The sequence below is a fragment of the Pseudomonas sp. GW823-FHT01D03 genome, from assembly GCF_058798255.1.
Genome location: NZ_JBXAKK010000001.1, coordinates 1,903,742 through 1,924,930, shown reverse-complemented (window position 1 = coordinate 1,924,930; position 21,189 = coordinate 1,903,742). Strand labels below are relative to the sequence as shown.

Sequence of the window (21,189 nt, the reverse complement as noted above, 5' to 3'; positions counted from 1 at the left end):
GATAAGTTCAGGGATTAAAACGCATTCGGGCCAAGGGACGATGAAGCTTCTGTCATCTGGAGCTGACAACGACTGATGAGACTTCCTACGACAGTTGGCGTAATGGCCACTTGCCGCACCAGCAATAGCTGAGGCATAACAAGGCAACAACTCGACAAGGATGTTTATCTTGCGCCTCTTATACCGTGTGCTGGCACTGTTCATTGTGCTGCTGGGCCTCGCCCTGGCAGTGGTTCTGTACTACGTCGCCAATCCGAAATTGCCCTTCTACACCCCCGCCCAACAGGTGCATTACCTGCAGCAGTGGAGCGAGGAGGAACGCCAGACCTACTACTTCACCCCGCAAGGCACGCAGGTCAAAGGCCTGCGCTACGAATGGTTCCAGGCGCTGGAACTGCCCTTCTCGCAGCAGCGTTTCGCGTCCCCGGAATACCTCGCACGCTTCGGTTTTCTGGTTGATCCACAGCAGAAAGCTACGTCGAACAACCCCGGCAATCTGCCGGTCGGCTTTGCCCGCCACGCGAATCCCGGTGGCACCGAGCAATATCTCGATATCACCTGCGCCGCCTGTCACACCGGCGAATTGCGCTTCAACGGCCAGGCCGTACGAATTGACGGCGGTTCGGCGCAGCATGTCTTGCCTTCCAGTGTTCCTACATTACGCGGTGGCAGTTTCGGACAGGCATTGGTCGCGAGTCTGGCCTCGACTTACTACAACCCGTGGAAATTCGAGCGCTTCGCCAGAAATGTTCTGGGCGATGACTACGAGAAACGCCACGAGCAACTGCGCAAAGACTTCAAGCAATCGCTGAACACCTTCCTCAAAGTCGCATGGAACGACACACATCGCGGCCTCTACCCGACCGAAGAAGGCCCGGGGCGCACCGATGCGTTCGGCCGCATCGCCAACGCCACCTTCGGCGACGCGATCTCCCCCGCGAACTACCGCGTGGCCAACGCACCGGTGGACTACCCGCAACTGTGGGACATGTGGACGTTCGACTGGGTGCAGTGGAACGGCTCGGCGCAGCAACCGATGGCGCGCAATATCGGTGAGGCACTGGGGGTCGGCGCCACGCTGAATTTCTTCGACAGCAACGGCCAGCCACTGCAGGGCGATGCGCGTTATGCCTCAAGTGTGCGCGTGCGCGATCTGCATAAAATCGAAGAAACCCTGCAACGCCTGCAACCTCCGGCCTGGCCGGAGGATGTCCTGGGCGCCATCGACAAACCGCTGGCCGCCAAGGGCCGCGCGCTGTTTGCCGAGAACTGCGCCGGTTGCCACGTGCCGCGCAAGACTCAGGAGGGCGAGCGCTGGGTGCAGCATTTGCACATGCTGCCGGTGGAGGTGATCGGCACCGATCCGAATGCCGCGACCAACATTGCCACCCACCGTTTCGACCTGTCGCCGCTGCAATGGGACCTGAAGGAGTTGGAGCAGATGGATGTGAAGTTGCATCCGACGCCCACCGAACCACTGAATCTGAGCCAGTTATCGGTCGCCAAGGGCCTGGCCTACGTCACCGCGTTCGTCGAGAACCGCGCCTATCGCGAGGCTGGCGTCACCCCGCAGGAAAAGCCACAACTCGACGGTTTCGGCCTGCCGATCGGCGTGCGCGAAAAGGTCGCGTACAAGGCCAGGCCGCTGGCCGGCATCTGGGCCACCGCGCCGTTTCTGCACAACGGTTCGGTACCGAGTATTTATCAACTGCTGTCACCGCAGGATGAGCGCGCCACGACGTTCTATAAAGGTTCGTTCGAATACGACCCGCGCCATCTGGGGTATCGCACCGAAGCCTTTACTAATGGCTTTCTGTTCGACACACGGATTAGCGGCAACCACAACAGCGGTCACGAATTCCGCGCCGGCGAGCGCGGCAGTGGGGTCATCGGCCGACTGCTGCAACCAGAGGAGCGCTGGGCCTTGCTGGAATACCTGAAAGTACTGGGCGGACCGTTGGAGGCGCAATTGCCATGATGATCAACCCGTACAAAAGACCGTCGATGTTCGCCCGCGTCTGGTTATGGCTGGGGCGCCTGCTGGGCAAAGCCCTGCTGGCATTGCTGATTGTCGGCCTGCTGGGCTGGGCCATCGCCAGCGCGTGGTTCGCCTGGCAGCAGCGTGGTCCGGTGTCGGCGCAGGAACAGATTCCCGCCGGTGAAGCGGCGATGACCCAGGACGTGATCCAGACCGCCGTACGCATCGTCGATCAGCACCGCGAAGGCACGCGCTATCTGCGTGACGCGCATGCCAAGGCCCATGGTTGCGTGAAAGCCGAAGTGACGGTGTTGCCGGAACTGGCACCAGCGCTGCGCCAAGGGGTGTTCAGCGAACCGGGCAAAACCTGGCAGGCGATGATTCGCCTGTCCAATGGCAACGCCTACCCGCAGTTCGACAGCATCCGCGACGCTCGGGGCATGGCGATCAAACTGCTCGATGTGCCCGGCAAACCATTGCTCGGCGACCGTCAGCAGCGCCACGAGCAAGACTTCGTGATGTTCAGCCACCCGAATTTCTTTGTCAGCGATGTCGCCGAGTATCGTCAGAATGTGGCGGCTCAGGCTGATGGCAAAAAGATCATGGCGTTCTTTCCTGGCTGGGATCCGCGCACCTGGCAAATCCGCCACCTGTTCATCGCCTTGGCGACCCTGTCGCCAGCGCCGGACAGCCCGACCGGGACTACGTACTTTTCGGTATCGCCCTACAAGTTCGGTGAGGCCAATGCAAAGTTTCGCGTTGCGCCGGATCCGGACAATTGCCCGGCATATGCCCTGCCCCCGCAAAACCACGACCTGCCGAATTTCCTACGCAGCGCCTTGAACCAGCAACTATCGACGGATCGAGTACCGGCGTGTTTTGTGCTGCAGATTCAGCGTCAGGATGCGAACAAGTACATGCCGATTGAGGACACCAGCATCGAATGGCGCGAGCAGGATTCACCGTTCGAAACCGTGGCGCGGACTACCCTGCCTGCGCAGGACTTCGACACACCGGCATTGAATCTGGCGTGTGACAACCTGTCGTTCAACCCGTGGTTTGGTATCGAGGCGCATCGGCCAATTGGCGGGATCAACCGCTTGCGCAAAGCGGTGTATGAGGCGGTGAGCGATTATCGGCATAGCCGCAATGCTGAACAGTGAGAAGACGAGAAGATGATTTGTGGTGACGGGATTTATCCCCGATGGGATGCGAAGCAGCCCCAGCTTAAAGACTTTGGGCCTGCTGCGCAGGCCATCGGGGATAAATCCCCTCACCACAGAGGCATTGCAGAAATTATCAAATCGCAGACAGCAAAAAGCCCGCACTTGGCGGGCTTTCTGTGGTGACCTGGCGTTCAGTGGGTCCAGGTTACCTAATATGGCGCAGCGGACGGGACTCGAACCCGCGACCCCCGGCGTGACAGGCCGGTATTCTAACCGACTGAACTACCGCTGCGCGAAACGCTTGAAACGAATGGTGGGTGATGACGGGATCGAACCGCCGACATTCTGCTTGTAAGGCAGACGCTCTCCCAGCTGAGCTAATCACCCTTCGCTTCGTTACGGGGCACATTATGCCACAAGTTTTCGTAATGTGTTGATTTAATTGAAGTTTTTTCAAAAAAATCCGAAAACCAGTGAAACGACACAACCCCGATGGAACAAGGTACAAACGTGAGGCAGAAAAAAACCCGCTTTAGCGGGTTTTTCCGTAGTGACCTGGCGTTCAGTGGTCCAGGTTACCGAATATGGCGCAGCGGACGGGACTCGAACCCGCGACCCCCGGCGTGACAGGCCGGTATTCTAACCGACTGAACTACCGCTGCGCTAAACACTTGAAACGAATGGTGGGTGATGACGGGATCGAACCGCCGACATTCTGCTTGTAAGGCAGACGCTCTCCCAGCTGAGCTAATCACCCTTCGCTTCGGTGTGGCGCGCATTCTACGGAGCGACCCAACCTCTGGCAAGCACTTTTTTAATTAATTTTCTCAGGCCTTCCAAAGGCTTAGAGAAGGGTTGGCCTATGACCCGGCGAAGACAATAATGCCCCCCTTTGTATAAAGGAGAGACTCACCCCATGTGGTTCAAAAACCTGCTTATCTATCGCCTGACCCAAGACCTGCCTGTCGATGCCGAGGCGCTGGAAACTGCACTGGCCACCAAACTGGCGCGTCCATGTGCAAGCCAGGAGTTGACCACCTACGGTTTCGTCGCGCCGTTCGGCAAAGGCGAAGATGCGCCACTGGTGCACGTCAGCGGTGACTTCCTGCTGATCGCTGCGCGTAAAGAAGAACGCATTCTGCCGGGCAGCGTCGTGCGCGACGCGGTCAAGGAAAAGGTCGAAGAGATCGAAGCCGAGCAGATGCGCAAGGTCTATAAGAAGGAACGCGATCAGATCAAGGATGAAATCATCCAGGCGTTCCTGCCGCGCGCCTTTATCCGTCGTTCGTCGACCTTCGCCGCGATCGCGCCGAAACAGGGCCTGATCCTGGTCAACTCGGCCAGCCCGAAACGTGCCGAAGACCTGCTTTCCACAATGCGTGAAGTGCTCGGCACCCTGCCCGTGCGTCCGCTGACCGTGAAAACCGCACCGACCGCGGTGATGACCGAGTGGGTCACCACCCAGCAAGCCGCCCCGGACTTCTTCGTGCTGGACGAGTGCGAGTTGCGCGACACCCACGAAGACGGCGGCATTGTGCGTTGCAAGCGTCAGGACCTGACCAGCGAAGAAATCCAGTTGCACCTGAGCACCGGCAAAGTGGTCACCCAATTGTCGCTGGCCTGGCAGGACAAGCTGTCGTTCATGCTCGACGACAAGATGACCGTCAAACGCCTGAAGTTCGAAGACCTGCTGCAGGATCAGGCGGAACAGGACGGTGGCGACGAGGCCCTGGGCCAACTGGACGCCAGCTTCACCCTGATGATGCTGACCTTCGGCGACTTCCTGCCGGCACTGGTGGAAGCGTTGGGCGGTGAAGAGACGCCGCAGGGGATCTAAATACCTGTGATGTACAAAATGTAGGAGTGAGCCTGCTCGCGATGAGGAACTGACATTCAACGCAAATGTTGACTGAACAACCGCTATCGCGAGCAGGCTCACTCCTACAGTTGTTTTGTGGTGCTCATTTAATAATAAGGAACAGGCCATGCGCACACTGGCTGCACTGAGCCGCTTTGTCGGCAATACCTTCGCTTACTGGGTTCTGATTTTCGCCGTGATCGCGTTTCTGCAACCGGCGTGGTTCCTCGGCCTCAAGGGCGCGATCGTGCCGCTGCTGGGGCTGGTGATGTTCGGCATGGGCCTGACCCTCAAACTCGATGACTTCGCTGCCGTCGCCCGCCATCCGTGGCGTGTGGCGTTGGGCGTGGTCGCACATTTCGTGATCATGCCCGGTGTGGCGTGGTTGCTCTGCCAGATCTTCCATCTGCCACCGGAAATCGCGGTCGGGGTGATTCTGGTCGGCTGCTGCCCAAGCGGCACCTCTTCCAACGTCATGACCTGGCTGGCCCGCGGTGATCTGGCGCTGTCGGTGGCGATTGCCGCCGTCACCACCCTCCTCGCCCCGCTGCTGACCCCGGCGCTGATCTGGCTGCTGGCTTCGGCGTGGTTGCCGGTGTCGTTCATGGAATTGTTCTGGTCGATTCTGCAAGTGGTGCTGCTGCCGATCGTGCTCGGCGTGGTCGCGCAACGCTTGCTCGGCGACAAGGTGCGCCACGCGGTGGACGTGTTGCCACTGGTGTCGGTGGTCAGCATCGTGATCATCGTCACCGCCGTGGTGGCCGCCAGTCAGACGAAGATCGCCGAATCCGGCCTGCTGATCATGGCCGTGGTGATGCTGCACAACAGCTTCGGGTATTTGCTGGGCTACTTCACCGGACGCCTGTTCAAGTTGCCGTTGGCGCAGCGCAAGTCGCTGGCGCTGGAAGTCGGCATGCAGAACTCGGGGTTGGGCGCCGCGCTGGCCAGTGCACATTTCTCGCCGCTGGCGGCAGTGCCGAGCGCGCTGTTCAGTGTCTGGCACAATATTTCCGGAGCGCTGCTCTCGACCTGGTTCCGGCGCATGAGCGAGAAACAAGACCGTGAAACGCTGGCACAGCAGCCGGCAGACTGAGCGGGAAACTTGATCCCCGGATTGATGCTCGGCAGACTGTTGCGCTACGCGGGGACGACCCTGCGGCTCGATCGAGTTATCAATCCGGGGACGGCCCCGTCAATCGATGGAGGTCTCTCATGTCCTGGATCATTCTGTTTTTCGCCGGCCTGTTCGAAGTCGGCTGGGCCGTCGGCCTGAAATACACCGACGGCTTCACCCGCCCGCTCCCCACCGTCCTGACCGTTGCGGCCATGGCCATCAGCCTTGGCCTGCTGGGTCTGGCAATGAAGGAATTGCCGCTGGGTACGGCTTATGCGATCTGGACCGGGGTCGGTGCCGTGGGCACGGTGATTGCCGGGATCATCCTGTTTGGCGAGTCGATGGCGTTGATTCGGCTGGCTAGTGTGGCGTTGATCATTACCGGGTTGATCGGGCTCAAGGTCAGCGCTTAGGCCGCTACCGCTTTTTCGCGAGCAAGCCCGCTCCCCCATTGGAATGCATTTCAAATGTGGGAGCGGGCTTGCTCGCGAAGGGTCCCTTGAAGTCAGCGACTATCTGACTGCCCCGCGCAACGCCCCCACCATCCCCTGCAATTTGGCCGGCTGCGCCGCCTCAACCTCGACCGCCGAACCCGCCACCAACGTCACCCGCGACCACAACCGTTTGAACAAGCCCTTGTTCGGATCGCGACTGAAGAAACTCCCCCACAACCCCTGCAACGCCAGCGGAATCACCGGCACCGGGGTTTCTTCGAGAATCCGCGTCAGCCCGCCCTTGAACTCGTTGATCTCGCCATCGGTGGTCAACTTGCCTTCGGGGAAGATGCACACCAGCTCACCGTCCTTCAGATACTGGGCAATCCGGGTGAAGGCCTTTTCGTAGATCTGGATGTCTTCGTTGCGTCCGGCAATCGGAATTGTTCCCGCCGTGCGGAAGATAAAGTTCAGCACCGGCAGGTTGTAGATTTTGTAGTACATGACAAAGCGAATCGGCCGACGCACCGCACCGCCAATCAGCAGCGCATCGACGAACGACACGTGGTTGCACACCAGCAGCGCCGCGCCCTCGTCCGGGATCGCCTCGAGGTTGCGGTGCTCGACGCGGTACATGGAATGGCTGAGCAGCCAGATCATGAAACGCATGCTGAACTCGGGGACGATCTTGAAGATGTAGGCGTTGACGCCGATGTTCAGCAGCGACACCACCAGGAACAACTGCGGAATCGACAGTTTGACCACACTCAGCAACACGATCGAAACGATCGCCGAGACCACCATAAACAGGGCGTTGAGAATGTTGTTGGCGGCAATCACCCGCGCCCGCTCGTTTTCGGCGGTGCGCGACTGGATCAGCGCGTACAGCGGCACGATATAGAAACCGCCAAAAATGCCGAGGCCGAGAATGTCGACCAGCACCGCCCAGGTATGCGCAAAGCCCAGCACTTCGATCCAGCTGTGGCCGGTGACGCTCTCTGGGATTCCGCCGGAATGCCACCACAGCAGCAGGCCAAACACAGTCAGACCGAACGAACCGAACGGCACCAGACCGATCTCGACCTTGCGCCCGGAGAGCTTCTCGCACAGCATCGAACCCAGCGCAATCCCTACCGAGAACACCGTGAGAATCAGCGTCACCACGGTCTCGTCGCCGTGCATCCATTCCTTCGCGTAGGCCGGGATCTGCGTCAGATAAATCGCCCCGACAAACCAGAACCACGAATTGCCGACAATCGAGCGCGACACCGCAGGCGTCTGGCCCAGCCCGAGCTTCAGCGTGGCCCAGGACTGGCTGAAAATATTCCAGTTCAGGCGCATTTCCGGCGATGCGGCGGCAGCGCGCGGAATGCTGCGACTGGCGAGATAACCGAGCACCGCAATGCCGATAATCGCGATCGACACCAGTGGCGCGTAATGCGTCGAGGACATGATGATCCCGGCGCCGATGGTCCCGGCAAGGATCGCCAGAAACGTACCCATCTCAACCAGCCCATTGCCGCCGACCAGTTCATCCTCACGCAACGCTTGCGGCAGGATCGAATACTTCACCGGCCCGAACAGCGCCGAATGCGTGCCCATGGCAAACAGCGCCACCAGCATCAGCGACAGGTGATCGAACAGAAAGCCGATCGATCCTACGGCCATGATCGCGATTTCCGCGAGTTTGATCAGACGGATCAGTGCGTCCTTGGCGAATTTTTCCCCGAACTGCCCGGCGAGCGCCGAGAACAGAAAGAACGGCAGGATAAACAGCAGCGCACACAGGTTGACCCAGATCGAGCGATCACCTTCGATGGTCAGCCGATACAGAATGGCGAGGATCAGCGACTGCTTGAACACGTTATCGTTGAACGCGCCCAGCGACTGCGTGATGAAAAACGGCAGGAAGCGCCGGGTGCGAAGCAGGTTGAACTGTGAGGGGTGACTCATCTTCCGTGTTTCCCTGAGGTCGGTAGAGAATGGCCTGGATCTGCTTATTGGAATCTCGATCGGCGATCCAGGCCACACCTTACCTAAACTTTTCAGGTTATTTCTTCAACCCTGCAATACAAGGTGAGACAAACAACTCCCCGCGCCACGCGCCTTGCACGGTGCGTTTACCGACGATCAGCCACATCATCGCCAGCAGGCTCACCAGCATGCAGCCGACCACGCTGAAAAAACCGAGGTTCAGCGTGCTGGCGAGCTTGAGGGTCGCCAGCGAATACACGCCCAGCGGGAAGGTAAAACCCCACCAGCCGAGGTTGAACGGGATGCCGTCACGCAGGTAACGCGCGGTGATCAGCAGCGCCATCAACATCCACCACAAGCCGAAGCCCCACAGCGTGATACCGGCGACCAGCCCCAGCCCCGCAGCGATTTCACCGATGCCCGGCAGGCCGTTGGCGGCGAAGATCGCCGGTGCATCAGCGCCCAGCAGCAACATACCCAACGCACCGGTACCGATCGGACCGAGGGCCAGCCAGCTCGAAGCGGCCATGTTTTCGTGAGGCAGTTTATGCAGGGCCATGCGCAGCAACAGGATAGTCAGAATGCTGAACGCCACCGGCAGGGAAAATGCCCAGAGCACGTAGCTGGTGGTCAGCACCACCAGTTGCGCGTGGGCATCGGCCAGATGCGGCGCGAGCAAGCCGCCGCTGGCCGCCGCCACTTCCGCCGCCACCACCGGCAACAGCCAGACCGCCGTCATCTGGTCGATGCTGTGTTCCTGGCGGGTAAACATCATGTAAGGGATCAACACACCGCAGGCCAGCGACATCGCCACGTCGAGCCACCACAGTACTTCGGCAAGATGAATCACCCCCTCGCCCCAGCGTGGCAGACCGAACAGCAGAAAGCCGTTGATGATGGTCGCCAGGCCCATGGGAATGGTGCCGAAGAACATCGATACGGTGGAGTGACCGAAGATCCGCCGCGCTTCATCGAAGAATAGAATCCAGCGCGCGGCATAAGCGAAGGTAAACAGGGCGAACAACAGAATGTTGAACAGCCACAAACCTTCGGCCACGGCGTGCAACCCGGGGATTGCCACCGGCAGTTGCGCCAGCGCCAGAGCCAGCACTCCGGTGCCCATGGTCGCGGCGAACCAGTTCGGGGTGAATTGACGAATTACTTCACGCGGATGCTGAAGCTGGCTGAACGGCTTGATGCCGGGTTTGGCTAAGTTGGGGCAAGTCATCATGAACTCCTGTCCTCTGGTGAGGTTGAGCCCATGGTAGAACCGAATCGAATATCTATATAACGGGTAATTTCTCTATCTGTTATCTATTTTACAGATAAGCAGTCAAACGCTGCCTTCGCTCTCGATCACCAGAATCCGCGCCGTGCCCTGCGGATGCGCCACGTGCTCGGTGCCGACCGAGGCGTAGAAGATATCGCCAACCTCAAGCAGCACCTGCTTTTCTTCACCCTGTTCGCGATAGCGCATCTGCACCTGACCATCGAGCACCACGAACACTTCTTCACCATCGTTGACGTGCCATTTGTACGGCTGATCAGTCCAGTGCAGGCGCGTGGTGATGCCGTTCATGTTGGCGATGTCCAGCGCGCCCCAGGCACGCTCGGCGGTGAATGATTTGCTGCGGATAATCTTCATCGGTCGATCCGTGAAAAGAAGGCCGGCCAAAGGTAACTGAAACCAAGGCGTTTATGGAGCGCTGCAAGCTTTGACCGTTTGCGGGCGCAGGCTGAGCAACAGCGCGGCGACGGCCAGGACGATCAATCCGGCGCCGTAGCCGTCGGTGGTCGAAAGCAAGCCGTAGGTGCGGGTCAAATGCCCAGCCAGCAACGCCGGCAAGCAGAACGCCAGATAACTCAGCGCGTAATACGCCGACATCAAACCGGCCCGCTCATGCGGCAGGGCTAGCGGCACCAGGCTGCGCACCGCGCCGAGGAAACCCGAGCCAAAGCCGCAACCGGCGACCAGTGTGCCGAGGAAAAACAGCGCCAGACTGGCACTGTGCACGCCAAGCAAAATCAGCAGCACGCCGACAGGCAGCAGGCTGGCGCCGATTTGCAGGGCTTTGCCGGCGGGACGATTGCGCAAAGTGAAGATCATCAGCGCTCCGGTCACGGTCAACGCCGAGACGGTCGCGCCGCCGATCAGGTTCGAAGTCGAGCCGGTGGCGGTGCGCACCAGCGACGGCGCCAGTGAGGCAAAAAAGCCGCCGAGGGCCCAGGTCGCGGTGTTCAGCGGCAGCACACGCCACAAGGTCGAACGCGCCTGAACCGGCACATGCAGGGTCGGCCGCAGCGAAGCCCAGGCCCCGGCTTGCGGGGTGACGCTTTCCGGCAGACGCCAGACATACACCGCCTGCAACACAAACAGCGCCAGCAGCAGCCAGTAAGTCAGTTGCAACGGTGCCGGGGCGAACTCGGCCAGCAAGCCGCAGCCCATGCTGCCCAGCGCCATGCCGAGCAACGGAGCGACGCTATTGATCAACGGCCCTTGCTGGCGATCGGTGTCGAGCAGCGTCGCGCTCAAAACGGCGGTGGCCATGCCGGTGGCGAAACCTTGCAGCACGCGGGCGCTGATCAGCCAGGCAACACTGTCGGCGCCGATAAACAGCAACATCGCCAGTGCATTGAGCAGTACTGCCGTGAAAATCACCGGTTTGCGTCCCAAATGATCGGACAGCGAGCCGACCGTCAGCAGCGCCGCCAGCAGACTCAGCGCATACACGCCGAAAATCAGGGTCAGCACCGCTGCCGAGAAGTGCAATTGATCCTGATACAGGTGATACAACGGCGTCGGCGCTGTAGAAGCGGCGAGAAAACTGAGTAAGGTGATCGCCAGAAAAATCAGGCTGCCACGGTTGGAAGCAAGGCTGGTCATGGGCACACTCCGCAAAAGCTAATTTTTTGCTTTTGCGGAGTGTGCTCTCGGCTTTGGCTTAAAGCAAATTCTTTGTGTTAAGGTCTGACGCATGGCTATTAAAGAAGGTTTACGCCCCGGTGGCCGCAGTGCCCGGGTGCAAGAGTCGATTCATTCGGCAGTCCGCGCACTTCTGCAAGAACAGGAGCGCAGCACCGTGACCGTCCCGCAAATTGCGGCGCGGGCCGGGGTTACGCCGTCGACCATCTATCGACGCTGGGGTGATCTGGCGGCGCTGCTCGCAGACGTCGCCCTCGCCCGCATGCGCCCGGACAGCGAACCGGCGGTGACCGGTGACCTGCGCGGTGATATTCGCGCCTGGGCCGAGCAATATCTGGACGAAATGAGTTCGGAGCCGGGGCGCAATATGATGCGCGATGTGCAGGCCAGTGCCACGCCGGGATATTGCGTGACGATCCTTGGCGCGCAGTTGCAGATCATCATTGACCGCTACCCGGATGAAACGGCGCCGAGCGTTGATCATCTGATCAACCTGGTGGTGGCGCCGGTGGTGTTCCGGATTCTGTTTTCGGCGGCGGCGCTGGAGGTGGATGAGCTGCATCGGTTGATTGATATCGCACTGCAACAGGAGTGACGCCATCGCGAGCAGGCTCACTCCTACAATTGGAATGCGTTCCACCTGTAGGAGTGAGCCTGCTCGCGATGGGGCCTGATGAGTCACCATAAAACCACCCGGTTTCAAACCTGCGACACCCCGCCACGCCACGACCTTGGTCGACACTGACTAACCGCCATACTCATGCGAGACTGTCCGCCCGGGCAGGACTGCCGGGGAGTCTTTTGTCGGGAGTGTTGCATGTCGTTGTCCACCGGGCTGATCGCCGCCGTCGCCCTGGCCTATATGGCCATCATGTTCGCCATCGCCTTCTACGGCGACCGTCGCAGCGCGCCGTTGCCGCCGCGGGTGCGCGCGTGGGTGTACAGCCTCTCTCTGGCGGTTTATTGCACCAGTTGGACATTCTTCGGCGCAGTCGGCCAGGCCGCCGAACAGCTGTGGTCATTCCTGCCGATCTACCTCGGGCCGATCCTTTTGTTGCTGGGCGCGCCGTGGGTTCTGCAGAAAATGGTGATGATCAGCAAGCAGGAGAACATCACCTCGATTGCCGACTTCATCGCCGCGCGCTACGGCAAATCGCAATCGCTGGCGGTGGTGGTGGCGCTGATCTGTCTGGTCGGCGTCCTACCCTATATCGCTCTGCAACTCAAAGGCATCGTCCTCGGCGTGAACCTGTTGATCGGCGCCGGTGCCGACGCCATGGGCACCCGCGCCCAGGACACCGCGCTGATCGTCTCGCTGGTGCTGGCGCTGTTCACCATCGTCTTCGGTACGCGCAACCTTGATGCTACCGAGCACCACCGCGGCATGGTGCTGGCGATTGCGTTTGAATCGCTGGTCAAGCTGTTCGCCTTCCTCGCCGTTGGCGCGTTCGTGACCTACGGGCTGTACGACGGTTTTGACGACCTGTTCAATCAGGCGATGCTCGCGCCACGGCTTGAGGAATACTGGAAGGAAACCATCAACTGGCCGTCGATGGTGGTGCAGACCGGGGTGGCGATGATGGCGATCATCTGCCTGCCACGGCAGTTTCACGTCACCGTGGTAGAAAACATCGACCCGCAGGACTTGCGCCTGGCCAAGTGGGTGTTCCCGGCGTATCTGGCGCTGGCCGCGCTGTTCGTGGTGCCGATTGCCCTTGCCGGGCAGATGATGCTGCCGAGTCACGTACTGCCCGACTCGTTCGTGATCAGCCTGCCGCTGGCCCAGGCCCATCCGGCCCTGGCATTGCTGGCGTTTATCGGCGGTGCGTCGGCGGCCACCGGCATGGTGATTGTGGCGAGCGTGGCGCTGTCGACCATGGTCTCCAACGACATGCTGTTGCCGTGGTTGTTGCGCCGTAACAACGCCGAGCGCCCGTTCGAAGTGTTTCGCCAGTGGATGCTCTCAGTGCGCCGGGTGAGCATCGTGCTGATTCTGCTGCTGGCCTACGTCAGCTACCGCTTGCTCGGCTCCACCGCGAGCCTGGCGACCATCGGCCAGATCGCCTTCGCCGCCGTCACCCAACTGGCCCCGGCGATGCTCGGCGCGCTGTACTGGAAACAGGCCAACCGCCGTGGAGTGTTTGCCGGTCTGGCCGCCGGTACTTTTCTCTGGTTCTACACGCTGGTCCTGCCGATTGCCGCGCACAGCCTCGGCTGGTCGCTGAGCACCTTCCCGGGTCTGGCGTGGCTGCACAGCAACCCGCTGAACCTGCCGATCACTCCGTTGACCCAAGGCGTGGTGCTGTCGCTGGCGGGCAACTTCACGTTGTTCGCCTGGGTCTCGGTGCTGTCGCGCACGCGAGTCTCGGAACACTGGCAGGCCGGTCGCTTCATCGGTCAGGAAATCAGCGCCCGGCCGAGTGCGCGTTCGATGCTCGCAGTGCAGATCGACGACTTGCTGCAACTGGCGGCACGCTTTGTCGGCGAAGAACGCGCGCGGCAGAGCTTCATTCGTTTCGCCTACCGCCAGGGCAAAGGCTTCAACCCGAACCAGAATGCTGACGGCGAATGGATCGCCCACACCGAACGTCTGCTGGCCGGCGTGCTCGGCGCTTCGTCGACGCGCGCAGTGGTAAAAGCCGCGATTGAAGGCCGGGAAATGCAGCTGGAGGACGTCGTCCGTATCGCTGACGAAGCCTCGGAAGTCCTGCAGTTCAACCGCGCTTTGCTGCAAGGCGCGATCGAGAACATCACCCAGGGCATCAGCGTGGTCGACCAGTCGCTGAAACTGGTGGCCTGGAACCGCCGCTATCTGGAACTGTTCAACTACCCGGACGGTTTGATCAGCGTCGGCCGACCGATTGCCGACATCATCCGCTACAACGCCGAACGCGGCTTGTGCGGCCCCGGCGAAGCGGAAGTCCACGTCGCCCGGCGCCTGCACTGGATGCGTCAGGGCCGTGCGCACACTTCCGAACGTTTGTTCCCCAACGGCCGGGTAATCGAGCTGATCGGCAACCCGATGCCCGGCGGCGGTTTCGTCATGAGTTTCACCGACATCACCGCGTTCCGCGAAGCCGAGCAGGCATTGACCGAGGCCAACGAAGGCCTGGAGCAACGGGTCAGCGAGCGCACGCAGGAGCTGTCGCAGCTCAACGTCGCACTGACCGAAGCCAAGGGCCATGCCGAGGCCGCCAACCAGTCGAAAACCCGTTTCCTCGCCGCCGTCAGCCATGACCTGATGCAGCCGCTGAACGCCGCGCGCCTGTTCTCTGCCGCCCTCTCCCATCAGGACGACGGCTTGAGCAGCGAGGCGCAGAAACTGGTGCAACACCTCGACAGTTCGCTACGTTCGGCAGAAGACCTGATCAGCGACCTGCTGGATATTTCCCGTCTGGAAAACGGCAAGATCAACCCCGATCGCAAGCCGTTCGCGCTCAATGAGCTATTCGATACGCTCGGCGCCGAATTCAAGGCGCTGGCCCAGGAACAAGGTCTGACCTTCCGTGTGCGCGGCAGCCAGTTGCGCATCGACAGCGACATCAAGCTGCTGCGCCGAATTTTGCAGAACTTCCTCACCAACGCTTTCCGCTACGCCAAGGGCCCGGTGCTGCTGGGCGTGCGCCGACGCGGCGGCGAGCTGTGTCTGGAAGTGTGGGATCGCGGGCCGGGGATTCCGGAAGACAAGCAACAAGTGATTTTCGAGGAGTTCAAGCGCCTCGACAGCCATCAGACCCGCGCCGAAAAAGGCCTCGGGCTGGGCCTGGCGATTGCCGACGGTTTATGTCGCGTGCTCGGCCATACCCTGCGCGTACGTTCGTGGCCGGGGCGTGGCAGCGTGTTCAGTGTCAGCGTGCCGCTGGCCCGGGCGCAGTCGGTGCCGGTGCACGCTGCGGTAGAATTGAATGGCAAGTTGCACAGCGGCGCGCGAGTGCTGTGCATCGACAATGAAGACAGCATTCTGATTGGCATGAACAGCCTGCTGACCCGTTGGGGCTGCCAGGTGTGGACGGCGCGTAATCGCGAGGAATGCGCGGCGTTGCTGAATGAGGGTGTGCGGCCGCAACTGGCATTGGTCGACTATCACCTCGACCACGGCGATACCGGAACCGAGCTGATGGCGTGGTTGCGCACCACGCTGGGTGAGCCGGTGCCGGGGGTGGTGATCAGTGCCGATGGTCGCCCGGAGACGGTGGCGCAGGTGCATGCGGCGGGGCTGGATTATCTGGCCAAACCGGTGAAACCGGCGGCGTTGCGGGCGTTGTTGAGTCGGTATGTGCCGCTGTAACCGTTTGACTTGAATGTCGCAGCGCTACCACTGACGCCTTCGCGAGCAAGCCCGCTCCCACCTTTGGAATGCATTTCACTGTGGGAGCGAGCCTGCTCGCGAAGCTCTTCGGGTTATTCCGGGATTTCGACGAGGCCATCGACATCGGTCATCGCCCGCTCCAGCAGATCCGCCGGCAGACTCTTGCTCGCCCGCGCGCCAAGCAGTTTGAGCTGCTCACTGCGGCTGACCAGATTGCCGCGGCCTTCCGTGAGTTTGTTGCGCGCCGAGCTGTAGGCCTTGTCCAACTGCTGCAGGCGATTGCCGACTTCGTCCAGATCCTGAATGAACAGCACGAACTTGTCGTACAGCCAGCCGGCACGCTCGGCGATTTCCCGGGCGTTCTGGCTTTGCCGCTCCTGCTTCCACAGGCTGTCGATCACCCGCAATGTCGCCAGCAACGTGGTCGGGCTGACGATCACGATGTTGCGGTCGAACGCCTCCTGGAACAACGCCGGCTCGGCCTGCAATGCGGCCGAAAACGCCGCTTCGATCGGCACGAACAGCAAGACGAAATCGAGGCTGTGCAGGCCTTCCAGACGCTTGTAATCCTTGCCGGCGAGGCCCTTGACGTGGCTGCGCAGAGACAGCACGTGCTGCTTGATCGCGATCTGGCCGATGCTGTCGTCTTCGGCGGCAACGTACTGCTGATAGGCAGTGAGGCTGACTTTGGAGTCGACCACCACCTGCTTGTCGCCCGGCAGGTAGATGATCACGTCGGGCTGGAAGCGCTCGCCATCCGGACCCTTGAGGTTGACCTGGGTCTGGTACTCGCGGCCCTTCTCCAGGCCCGCGTGTTCCAGCACCCGCTCTAGAATCAGTTCACCCCAGTTGCCCTGAGTCTTCTGGCCTTTGAGGGCGCGGGTCAGGTTGGTCGCTTCGTCACTCAGGCGCAGATTCAGCGCTTGCAGACGCTCCAGTTCCTTGGCCAGCGAGAAGCGCTCGCGGGCTTCGGCCTGATAGCTTTCCTCCACACGTTTTTCGAAGGACTGGATGCGTTCTTTCAGCGGATCGAGCAACTGCCCGAGGCGCTGTTGACTGGTCTCGGCAAAGCGCTGTTCACGCTCATCGAAGATCTTCCCTGCCAGCTCGGCGAACTGCGCGCGCAGCTCATCCCGCGAGCCTTGCAGGTCGTTGAGGCGTTGTTGATGGCTTTCCTGTTGCTCGCGCAATTCGGCGTTGAGCGACGCGGCCTGGGCGTCGAGGCGACGCAATTCGGCTTCTTTGTTGGCACGCTCGATGTTCCAGGCGTGGGAAGCGTCACGGGCATCATCGCGCTCGATCTGCAGCAGCTCGACTTCGCGGCGCAGAGCCGCCAGTTCAGCCTGCTTGGCGGCGTTGGCCTGAGCGAGATCGACGGTTTCATCACGGCTGGCTTCAAGCTGGGCGTTGAGTCCGTCCTGCGCCAGTTGCGCCATGGCCAGGCGCTCTTCGAGCAAGGCGACCTCGGCTTGCCGGTCGCTGGCCCGCCGCTGCAGTTGCCAGGCCAGCGCCAGCAGCGGCAATCCCGCGCCCGCCAGACCCAGCAACACGCTGGTCAAGTCCATAGCCATAGCCACTCCTGCCAATTCGATAAAGCCTGAAGGTTAACCAAGGCGTGAGGCGTTGGACAGCTCAGTCTTCGAGCAGACCAAGTTCCTGTTGCGCACGTCGATCACCGGCCCGCGCGGCCTGGCGCAGCAGATCCTGCCCGATACGCCGGTCCCGGGCGTTGCCACACTCGCGGCACATCAACTGACCGAGACGGCTTTGCGCCGCGACCACGCCTTCGCGCGCCGGTTGCTTGAGCAGACGCCCCGCCAGATGCTTGGCATTACGGCTATCGCCCAGACGCGGGCTGTCGAGCAGCCATTCGGCCACACGCACGGAAAATCGCTTGGGGGAGGTAACACGAGGGTGTTCGGAGGTAACAGAGTCTGATACTGAGCGAAACTTCATAAAACACTGTGGGACAGATCGGAAGGCGCGCCACTCTACTCTCTTTTTGGTACAGGTAAAGTCGAAAAAAACCCGGCACGCCCGTCCTAGAGCAAGCGCTAGGGACAATCCACAGAAGCTGTGGATAACTCAGTGGACAACCGCTCCCGAACCTCCGCAAAGCCTTGTGGAATGGGGCTCGCAGTCAAACTGACGATTTTTTCACCAACAAAAAAAGACGATATTTTTCATTGACTTAAACTTTTGATACAGGCAGCCATGCGAGTCAGGATCGGTATGACAGTGTGGTTACAGCTTGCGCAACTAATGTGCACAAGTACCTGTTACCCGGTTATATCGATGCGCTTTTTTGGCTCGTTTTGCGCCTCGAACTGAGGATAAGCGGGTTGGCGATGGGCATGGCTGCACGCTTTTGTGGCGACCGGCGGTTGATCAGGGTGATCCCTTCGCGAGCAGGCTCGCTCCCACACTGGATGGTGTTTCCCATGTGGGAGCGAGCCTGCTCGCGAAGAAGCGGGACACCACCTCAATGCTTGGCGACTCACGAAATCTTTTTTACGACGGGGTTTGCATTGCCCAGAACGTTCCGTTACTATCCGCGGCGTTAGTACCAAGCTGAAAGTCAATTCCGGTCGACACATCCCCACGGTCAACCTTCTTCCCAGAAGCCCTTCACCGAAAAAAGCGGGAACGACCCCTCGATGGTTTCCAGGTAAATCTTGCGCCGACACTGCCTTTGAATGAATGCAAAGGGTGTTGCGAAGACCACTTACTCTGACCGAACCAACCTGCAAATTGATCAGGATCTTCACCCCGGGCCCAGAACCTTTGCCCTCGATGTGTTGCCTGTCCTCCTAAGTACCTACCTGCCAGCCCAAGCGCGCCAACTTAATAGCGCTTCAAACTGGCTGCTTTGTTCCAGTCGGGTTCTTTGTTCGACCAATGGTGGTCGACATTACTGGAACGTTTTAACGTTGCACGGTTCTTATCCGTGTCATTTGTAGGAACACCTAATAACTATGTCTACTCAAATCCAGACTCAGGATGCCATTCGCACCCTAACCAACGCTTTTGCCCCTATGAACTGCCTGATCATGGCCGCTCGCAAAGGCTGCTTCAGCTTCACCGTGGTCAATGAACACGGGATCGCCCGCCACAGCGAGCGTCTGTACCCCGATCAATACTCCAGCGCCGAACCGCTGCAGGCAATTATTGATCGTACGCGTCAGGCCTTGATTGCCTGAGAGCCGAAAAGGCTGCAAAAGCAAAAGCCCCGCACACAATGCGGGGCTTTTTATTGCCTGATGTTTCGCTTTTAACCCTTCATGCCTAAGCGCTTTCGGATATAAAGGCTGCGGCTCGCTGCCGGAAATATTTTAAAAACAGGCCTTTACGTCGTAAATATGACACTACACTTCAACTCAAGCGGCTTGATCCGCTTCCGGCGAGCCTGAGTCGATCCACCGCTGCCAAGGCCCCTTCAGGTATCGCCGCCCCATTACAAGATCCGAGGGTTTTATGGGTATCGCTGCCAGCGAACTGTGCCGCTATGTGATCCGTCCCACACTGATCTATCTGGGACGCCACTGCGCAACCGCCGAATCCCTGCTGCTGGGGATAGCGGCCAGCCAGTCCGCCCTCGGTTCCGCCCTGCATGACCGCCGGGGCCACGGCCTCTACCGGATTGCGGAGCACCGTCACCAGGCCCTTTGGGATCACTATCTGGCGCTTGATCCTGAGCGTGCCAGCCTGGTCCGCGGCCTCGCCAGCCAGCATGCCTTTCTCAGTGGCCCGCACCTGGAATTGACCGTCAACCTGCGTTACGCCACTGCCATCGCCTGGCTGCTGGTAGAGGAACAACACCCCACCCTCCCCGCCCCGGACGATCTGCTGGGCATGGCGCGAATCTGGCGTCAGACCTTCCAGCCTCAGGGACGTCTGCGCGACTTCACCTGCGCCTGGCAAACCTGTGTTTCACCGATGAATCAGGTCGCGTGTTGACTGGCGAGTTTTAGAAGATCGCTCAACAGGTCGCGAATCTGGTCGGATTGTCCTACAAAACCGCTCTAACTCAAGGCATACGGACTATAGCGCTGGGGCGAAAATGTTGGTAATTTTCGCCCCGGTGATCACCAGGAGTTCTAATAATGAAAAAAGTCATGCTCAAAACCACCCTTAGCCTCGCCGTTGCCATGGCATCCACCCAGATCTTCGCAGCTGGCTTTGCCATCAACGAACACAGCATCAGCGGGATGGGTACTGGTTATGCCGGGCGATCTTCTTCTGCCGACGACGCAAGCACTGTTTATGGCAACCCTGCCGGCATGTCGCGCCTCACGCGCGAACAAGTGACTGGCGGTGTTGCATTTCTCGATGCCAAGACCGATATCAGCGACGCCAGCTCCAGCCCTAACGGCGGCAGCAACAAAGGCGACATGGTGCCCTTCACCTCCGTACCTATGGGCTTCTACGTCAAACCGATCGACGAGCATTGGGCATTCGGCCTCGGCGTTTACGTGCCGTTCGGCCTGATTACCGACTACGAAAACGGCTTCGCCGGCCGCTACTTCGGCAGCAAGTCGGAAGTACAAGTCATCACTTTCCAGCCGACTGTCAGCTACAAGTTCAACGACGTGGTGTCGATCGGTTTCGGTCCGACCATCAACCGCATCGATGGCACCCTCGAGTCCAACCTATCGGTGACTCAGCTGGCGCCGGACGGCAAGGTCAAGATCAAGGGTGACGACACCGCACTGGGCTACAACATCGGTGTGTTGGTACAAGCCACCGACACCACCCGCCTGGGTCTGACCTACCACTCGAAAGTCGACTACAAGCTCGAAGGCAACACCAAGGTCAACTACGGCGCACTGGCTGCCGTTGGCCTGGGCGCCAGCCAGAAGTACGACGCTTCGCTGAAGATCACCACACCTGAATCCGTGGACTTCTCGGTCACTCAGGCGATCAACGATCGCTGGAACGTCTACGCCGGTAGCACCTGGACCCGCTGGAGCCAGCTGGAAAAGATCACCGTCAAGAACTCCGGCGTGCAGCCGCTGCTGGCCGGTCAGTTTGGCGAGATCACCGAAGACCAGAACTGGCACGACTCCTGGGCTTACGCCGTGGGTACTTCGTACCAGCTGAACAAGGAATGGGTACTGCGTACCGGTCTGACCTTCGACCAGTCGCCGACCAATAACGTCGACCGTTCGCCACGCATTCCAACTGGCGACCGCACGATCTTCAGCCTCGGCGCCGGCTGGAGCCCGACCGAAGACCTGACCATCGACGTGGCTTACTCGTACCTGAAGGAAGAGTCGGTCAAGATTCGCAACGAAAACAATCGTGGCCAGAGCTACGACGCCAAGTATGAAAACTCGGCAAACGGTTTCGGTGTTGGCGCGACCTATCGCTTCTGATGCTGTACGGCGAGGCTAAACCCTCGCCCACAAAAAAGCCCCGCTCTCTTTGCAGAAA

At 60.2% G+C, this 21,189-nt stretch carries 16 protein-coding genes and 4 tRNA genes; 10 read left to right on the top strand and 10 right to left on the bottom strand.

Annotated features, from left to right (window positions below):
• Nucleotides 1–169: 169 nt before the first annotated feature.
• Both AC1RBR_RS08600 and AC1RBR_RS08595 read left to right on the top strand, forming a co-directional pair.
• Complete coding sequence (locus tag AC1RBR_RS08600; RefSeq protein WP_492563847.1) at nt 170–1,978, top strand: di-heme-cytochrome C peroxidase; 1,809 nt, start codon at nt 170–172, stop codon at nt 1,976–1,978.
• On the top strand, nt 1,975–3,141 hold the full coding sequence (locus tag AC1RBR_RS08595; protein WP_492563846.1) for a catalase family protein: 1,167 nt from the start codon (nt 1,975–1,977) through the stop codon (nt 3,139–3,141). Before AC1RBR_RS08600 ends, AC1RBR_RS08595 begins: the two co-directional genes overlap by 4 nt.
• Before the next feature lie 218 nt (nt 3,142–3,359).
• On the opposite strand, the gene AC1RBR_RS08590 is transcribed toward AC1RBR_RS08595, so the two are convergent.
• From AC1RBR_RS08590 to AC1RBR_RS08575, 4 genes are all read right to left on the bottom strand, one after another.
• A tRNA-Asp gene (locus AC1RBR_RS08590) sits at nt 3,360–3,436 on the bottom strand.
• 19 nt (nt 3,437–3,455) lie between these two features.
• Nucleotides 3,456–3,531, bottom strand: a tRNA-Val gene (locus tag AC1RBR_RS08585).
• Between the two features lie 198 nt (nt 3,532–3,729).
• Nucleotides 3,730–3,806, bottom strand: a tRNA-Asp gene (locus AC1RBR_RS08580).
• Between the two features lie 19 nt (nt 3,807–3,825).
• Nucleotides 3,826–3,901: transfer RNA gene (locus AC1RBR_RS08575), tRNA-Val, on the bottom strand.
• A gap of 159 nt (nt 3,902–4,060) precedes the next feature.
• On the opposite strand from AC1RBR_RS08575, the gene rdgC reads away from it, so the two are divergent.
• From rdgC to sugE, 3 genes are all read left to right on the top strand, one after another.
• The gene (gene rdgC / locus AC1RBR_RS08570) at nt 4,061–4,981 is read left to right on the top strand and encodes a recombination-associated protein RdgC (protein ID WP_003223096.1); all 921 of its coding nucleotides are present in this window, start codon (nt 4,061–4,063) and stop codon (nt 4,979–4,981) included.
• 148 nt (nt 4,982–5,129) lie between these two features.
• Nucleotides 5,130–6,095, top strand: coding sequence for a bile acid:sodium symporter family protein (locus AC1RBR_RS08565; RefSeq protein ID WP_492563844.1), 966 nt, complete (start codon nt 5,130–5,132; stop codon nt 6,093–6,095).
• Nucleotides 6,096–6,214: 119 nt separating this feature from the next.
• Nucleotides 6,215–6,529 (top strand): quaternary ammonium compound efflux SMR transporter SugE, encoded by a 315-nt coding sequence (gene sugE, locus AC1RBR_RS08560; RefSeq protein ID WP_003223093.1) that lies wholly within the window; start codon nt 6,215–6,217, stop codon nt 6,527–6,529.
• Between the two features lie 99 nt (nt 6,530–6,628).
• Here the strand turns inward: sugE and AC1RBR_RS08555 are convergent, their stop codons facing one another.
• The 4 genes from AC1RBR_RS08555 to AC1RBR_RS08540 form a co-directional block, all read right to left on the bottom strand.
• Nucleotides 6,629–8,503: an MFS transporter gene (locus AC1RBR_RS08555; RefSeq protein WP_492563842.1), complete on the bottom strand. Its 1,875-nt coding sequence runs from the start codon at nt 8,501–8,503 to the stop codon at nt 6,629–6,631.
• Between the two features lie 97 nt (nt 8,504–8,600).
• On the bottom strand, nt 8,601–9,752 hold the full coding sequence (locus AC1RBR_RS08550; RefSeq protein ID WP_492563840.1) for a TDT family transporter: 1,152 nt from the start codon (nt 9,750–9,752) through the stop codon (nt 8,601–8,603).
• Nucleotides 9,753–9,857: 105 nt separating this feature from the next.
• A complete protein-coding gene (locus AC1RBR_RS08545; RefSeq protein WP_253148960.1) occupies nt 9,858–10,169 on the bottom strand; it encodes a cupin domain-containing protein in 312 nt (103 codons plus the stop codon).
• Between the two features lie 51 nt (nt 10,170–10,220).
• Nucleotides 10,221–11,408, bottom strand: a complete 1,188-nt coding sequence (locus AC1RBR_RS08540; protein ID WP_492563839.1) for an MFS transporter — start codon at nt 11,406–11,408, stop codon at nt 10,221–10,223.
• 91 nt (nt 11,409–11,499) lie between these two features.
• On the opposite strand from AC1RBR_RS08540, the gene AC1RBR_RS08535 reads away from it, so the two are divergent.
• Together AC1RBR_RS08535 and AC1RBR_RS08530 are read left to right on the top strand one after the other, a co-directional pair.
• Nucleotides 11,500–12,042: a TetR/AcrR family transcriptional regulator gene (locus AC1RBR_RS08535; RefSeq protein WP_492563837.1), complete on the top strand. Its 543-nt coding sequence runs from the start codon at nt 11,500–11,502 to the stop codon at nt 12,040–12,042.
• 222 nt (nt 12,043–12,264) lie between these two features.
• Nucleotides 12,265–15,735 (top strand): hybrid sensor histidine kinase/response regulator, encoded by a 3,471-nt coding sequence (locus AC1RBR_RS08530; RefSeq protein WP_492563835.1) that lies wholly within the window; start codon nt 12,265–12,267, stop codon nt 15,733–15,735.
• Nucleotides 15,736–15,848: 113 nt separating this feature from the next.
• Here AC1RBR_RS08530 and AC1RBR_RS08525 read toward each other — a convergent pair whose 3' ends face one another.
• Together AC1RBR_RS08525 and AC1RBR_RS08520 are read right to left on the bottom strand one after the other, a co-directional pair.
• Nucleotides 15,849–17,213 carry a DNA recombination protein RmuC gene (locus AC1RBR_RS08525; RefSeq protein ID WP_178083343.1) on the bottom strand — a complete coding sequence of 455 codons (1,365 nt, stop codon included), beginning with the start codon at nt 17,211–17,213 and terminating at the stop codon, nt 15,849–15,851.
• 175 nt (nt 17,214–17,388) lie between these two features.
• Nucleotides 17,389–17,712, bottom strand: a complete 324-nt coding sequence (locus AC1RBR_RS08520) for an SEL1-like repeat protein (protein ID WP_115987168.1) — start codon at nt 17,710–17,712, stop codon at nt 17,389–17,391.
• Between the two features lie 1,019 nt (nt 17,713–18,731).
• Between AC1RBR_RS08520 and AC1RBR_RS08515 the strand changes: the two genes are divergently transcribed.
• The 3 genes from AC1RBR_RS08515 to AC1RBR_RS08505 all read left to right on the top strand — a co-directional run bounded on the left by AC1RBR_RS08515 (nt 18,732) and on the right by AC1RBR_RS08505 (nt 21,131).
• A complete protein-coding gene (locus AC1RBR_RS08515; RefSeq protein ID WP_007962908.1) occupies nt 18,732–18,956 on the top strand; it encodes a hypothetical protein in 225 nt (74 codons plus the stop codon).
• 274 nt (nt 18,957–19,230) lie between these two features.
• Entirely contained in the window at nt 19,231–19,713 is a 483-nt protein-coding gene (locus tag AC1RBR_RS08510; RefSeq protein WP_095139444.1) for a hypothetical protein, read from the top strand.
• Between the two features lie 146 nt (nt 19,714–19,859).
• On the top strand, nt 19,860–21,131 hold the full coding sequence (locus tag AC1RBR_RS08505) for an OmpP1/FadL family transporter (RefSeq protein ID WP_095139443.1): 1,272 nt from the start codon (nt 19,860–19,862) through the stop codon (nt 21,129–21,131).
• Nucleotides 21,132–21,189: the final 58 nt, after the last annotated feature.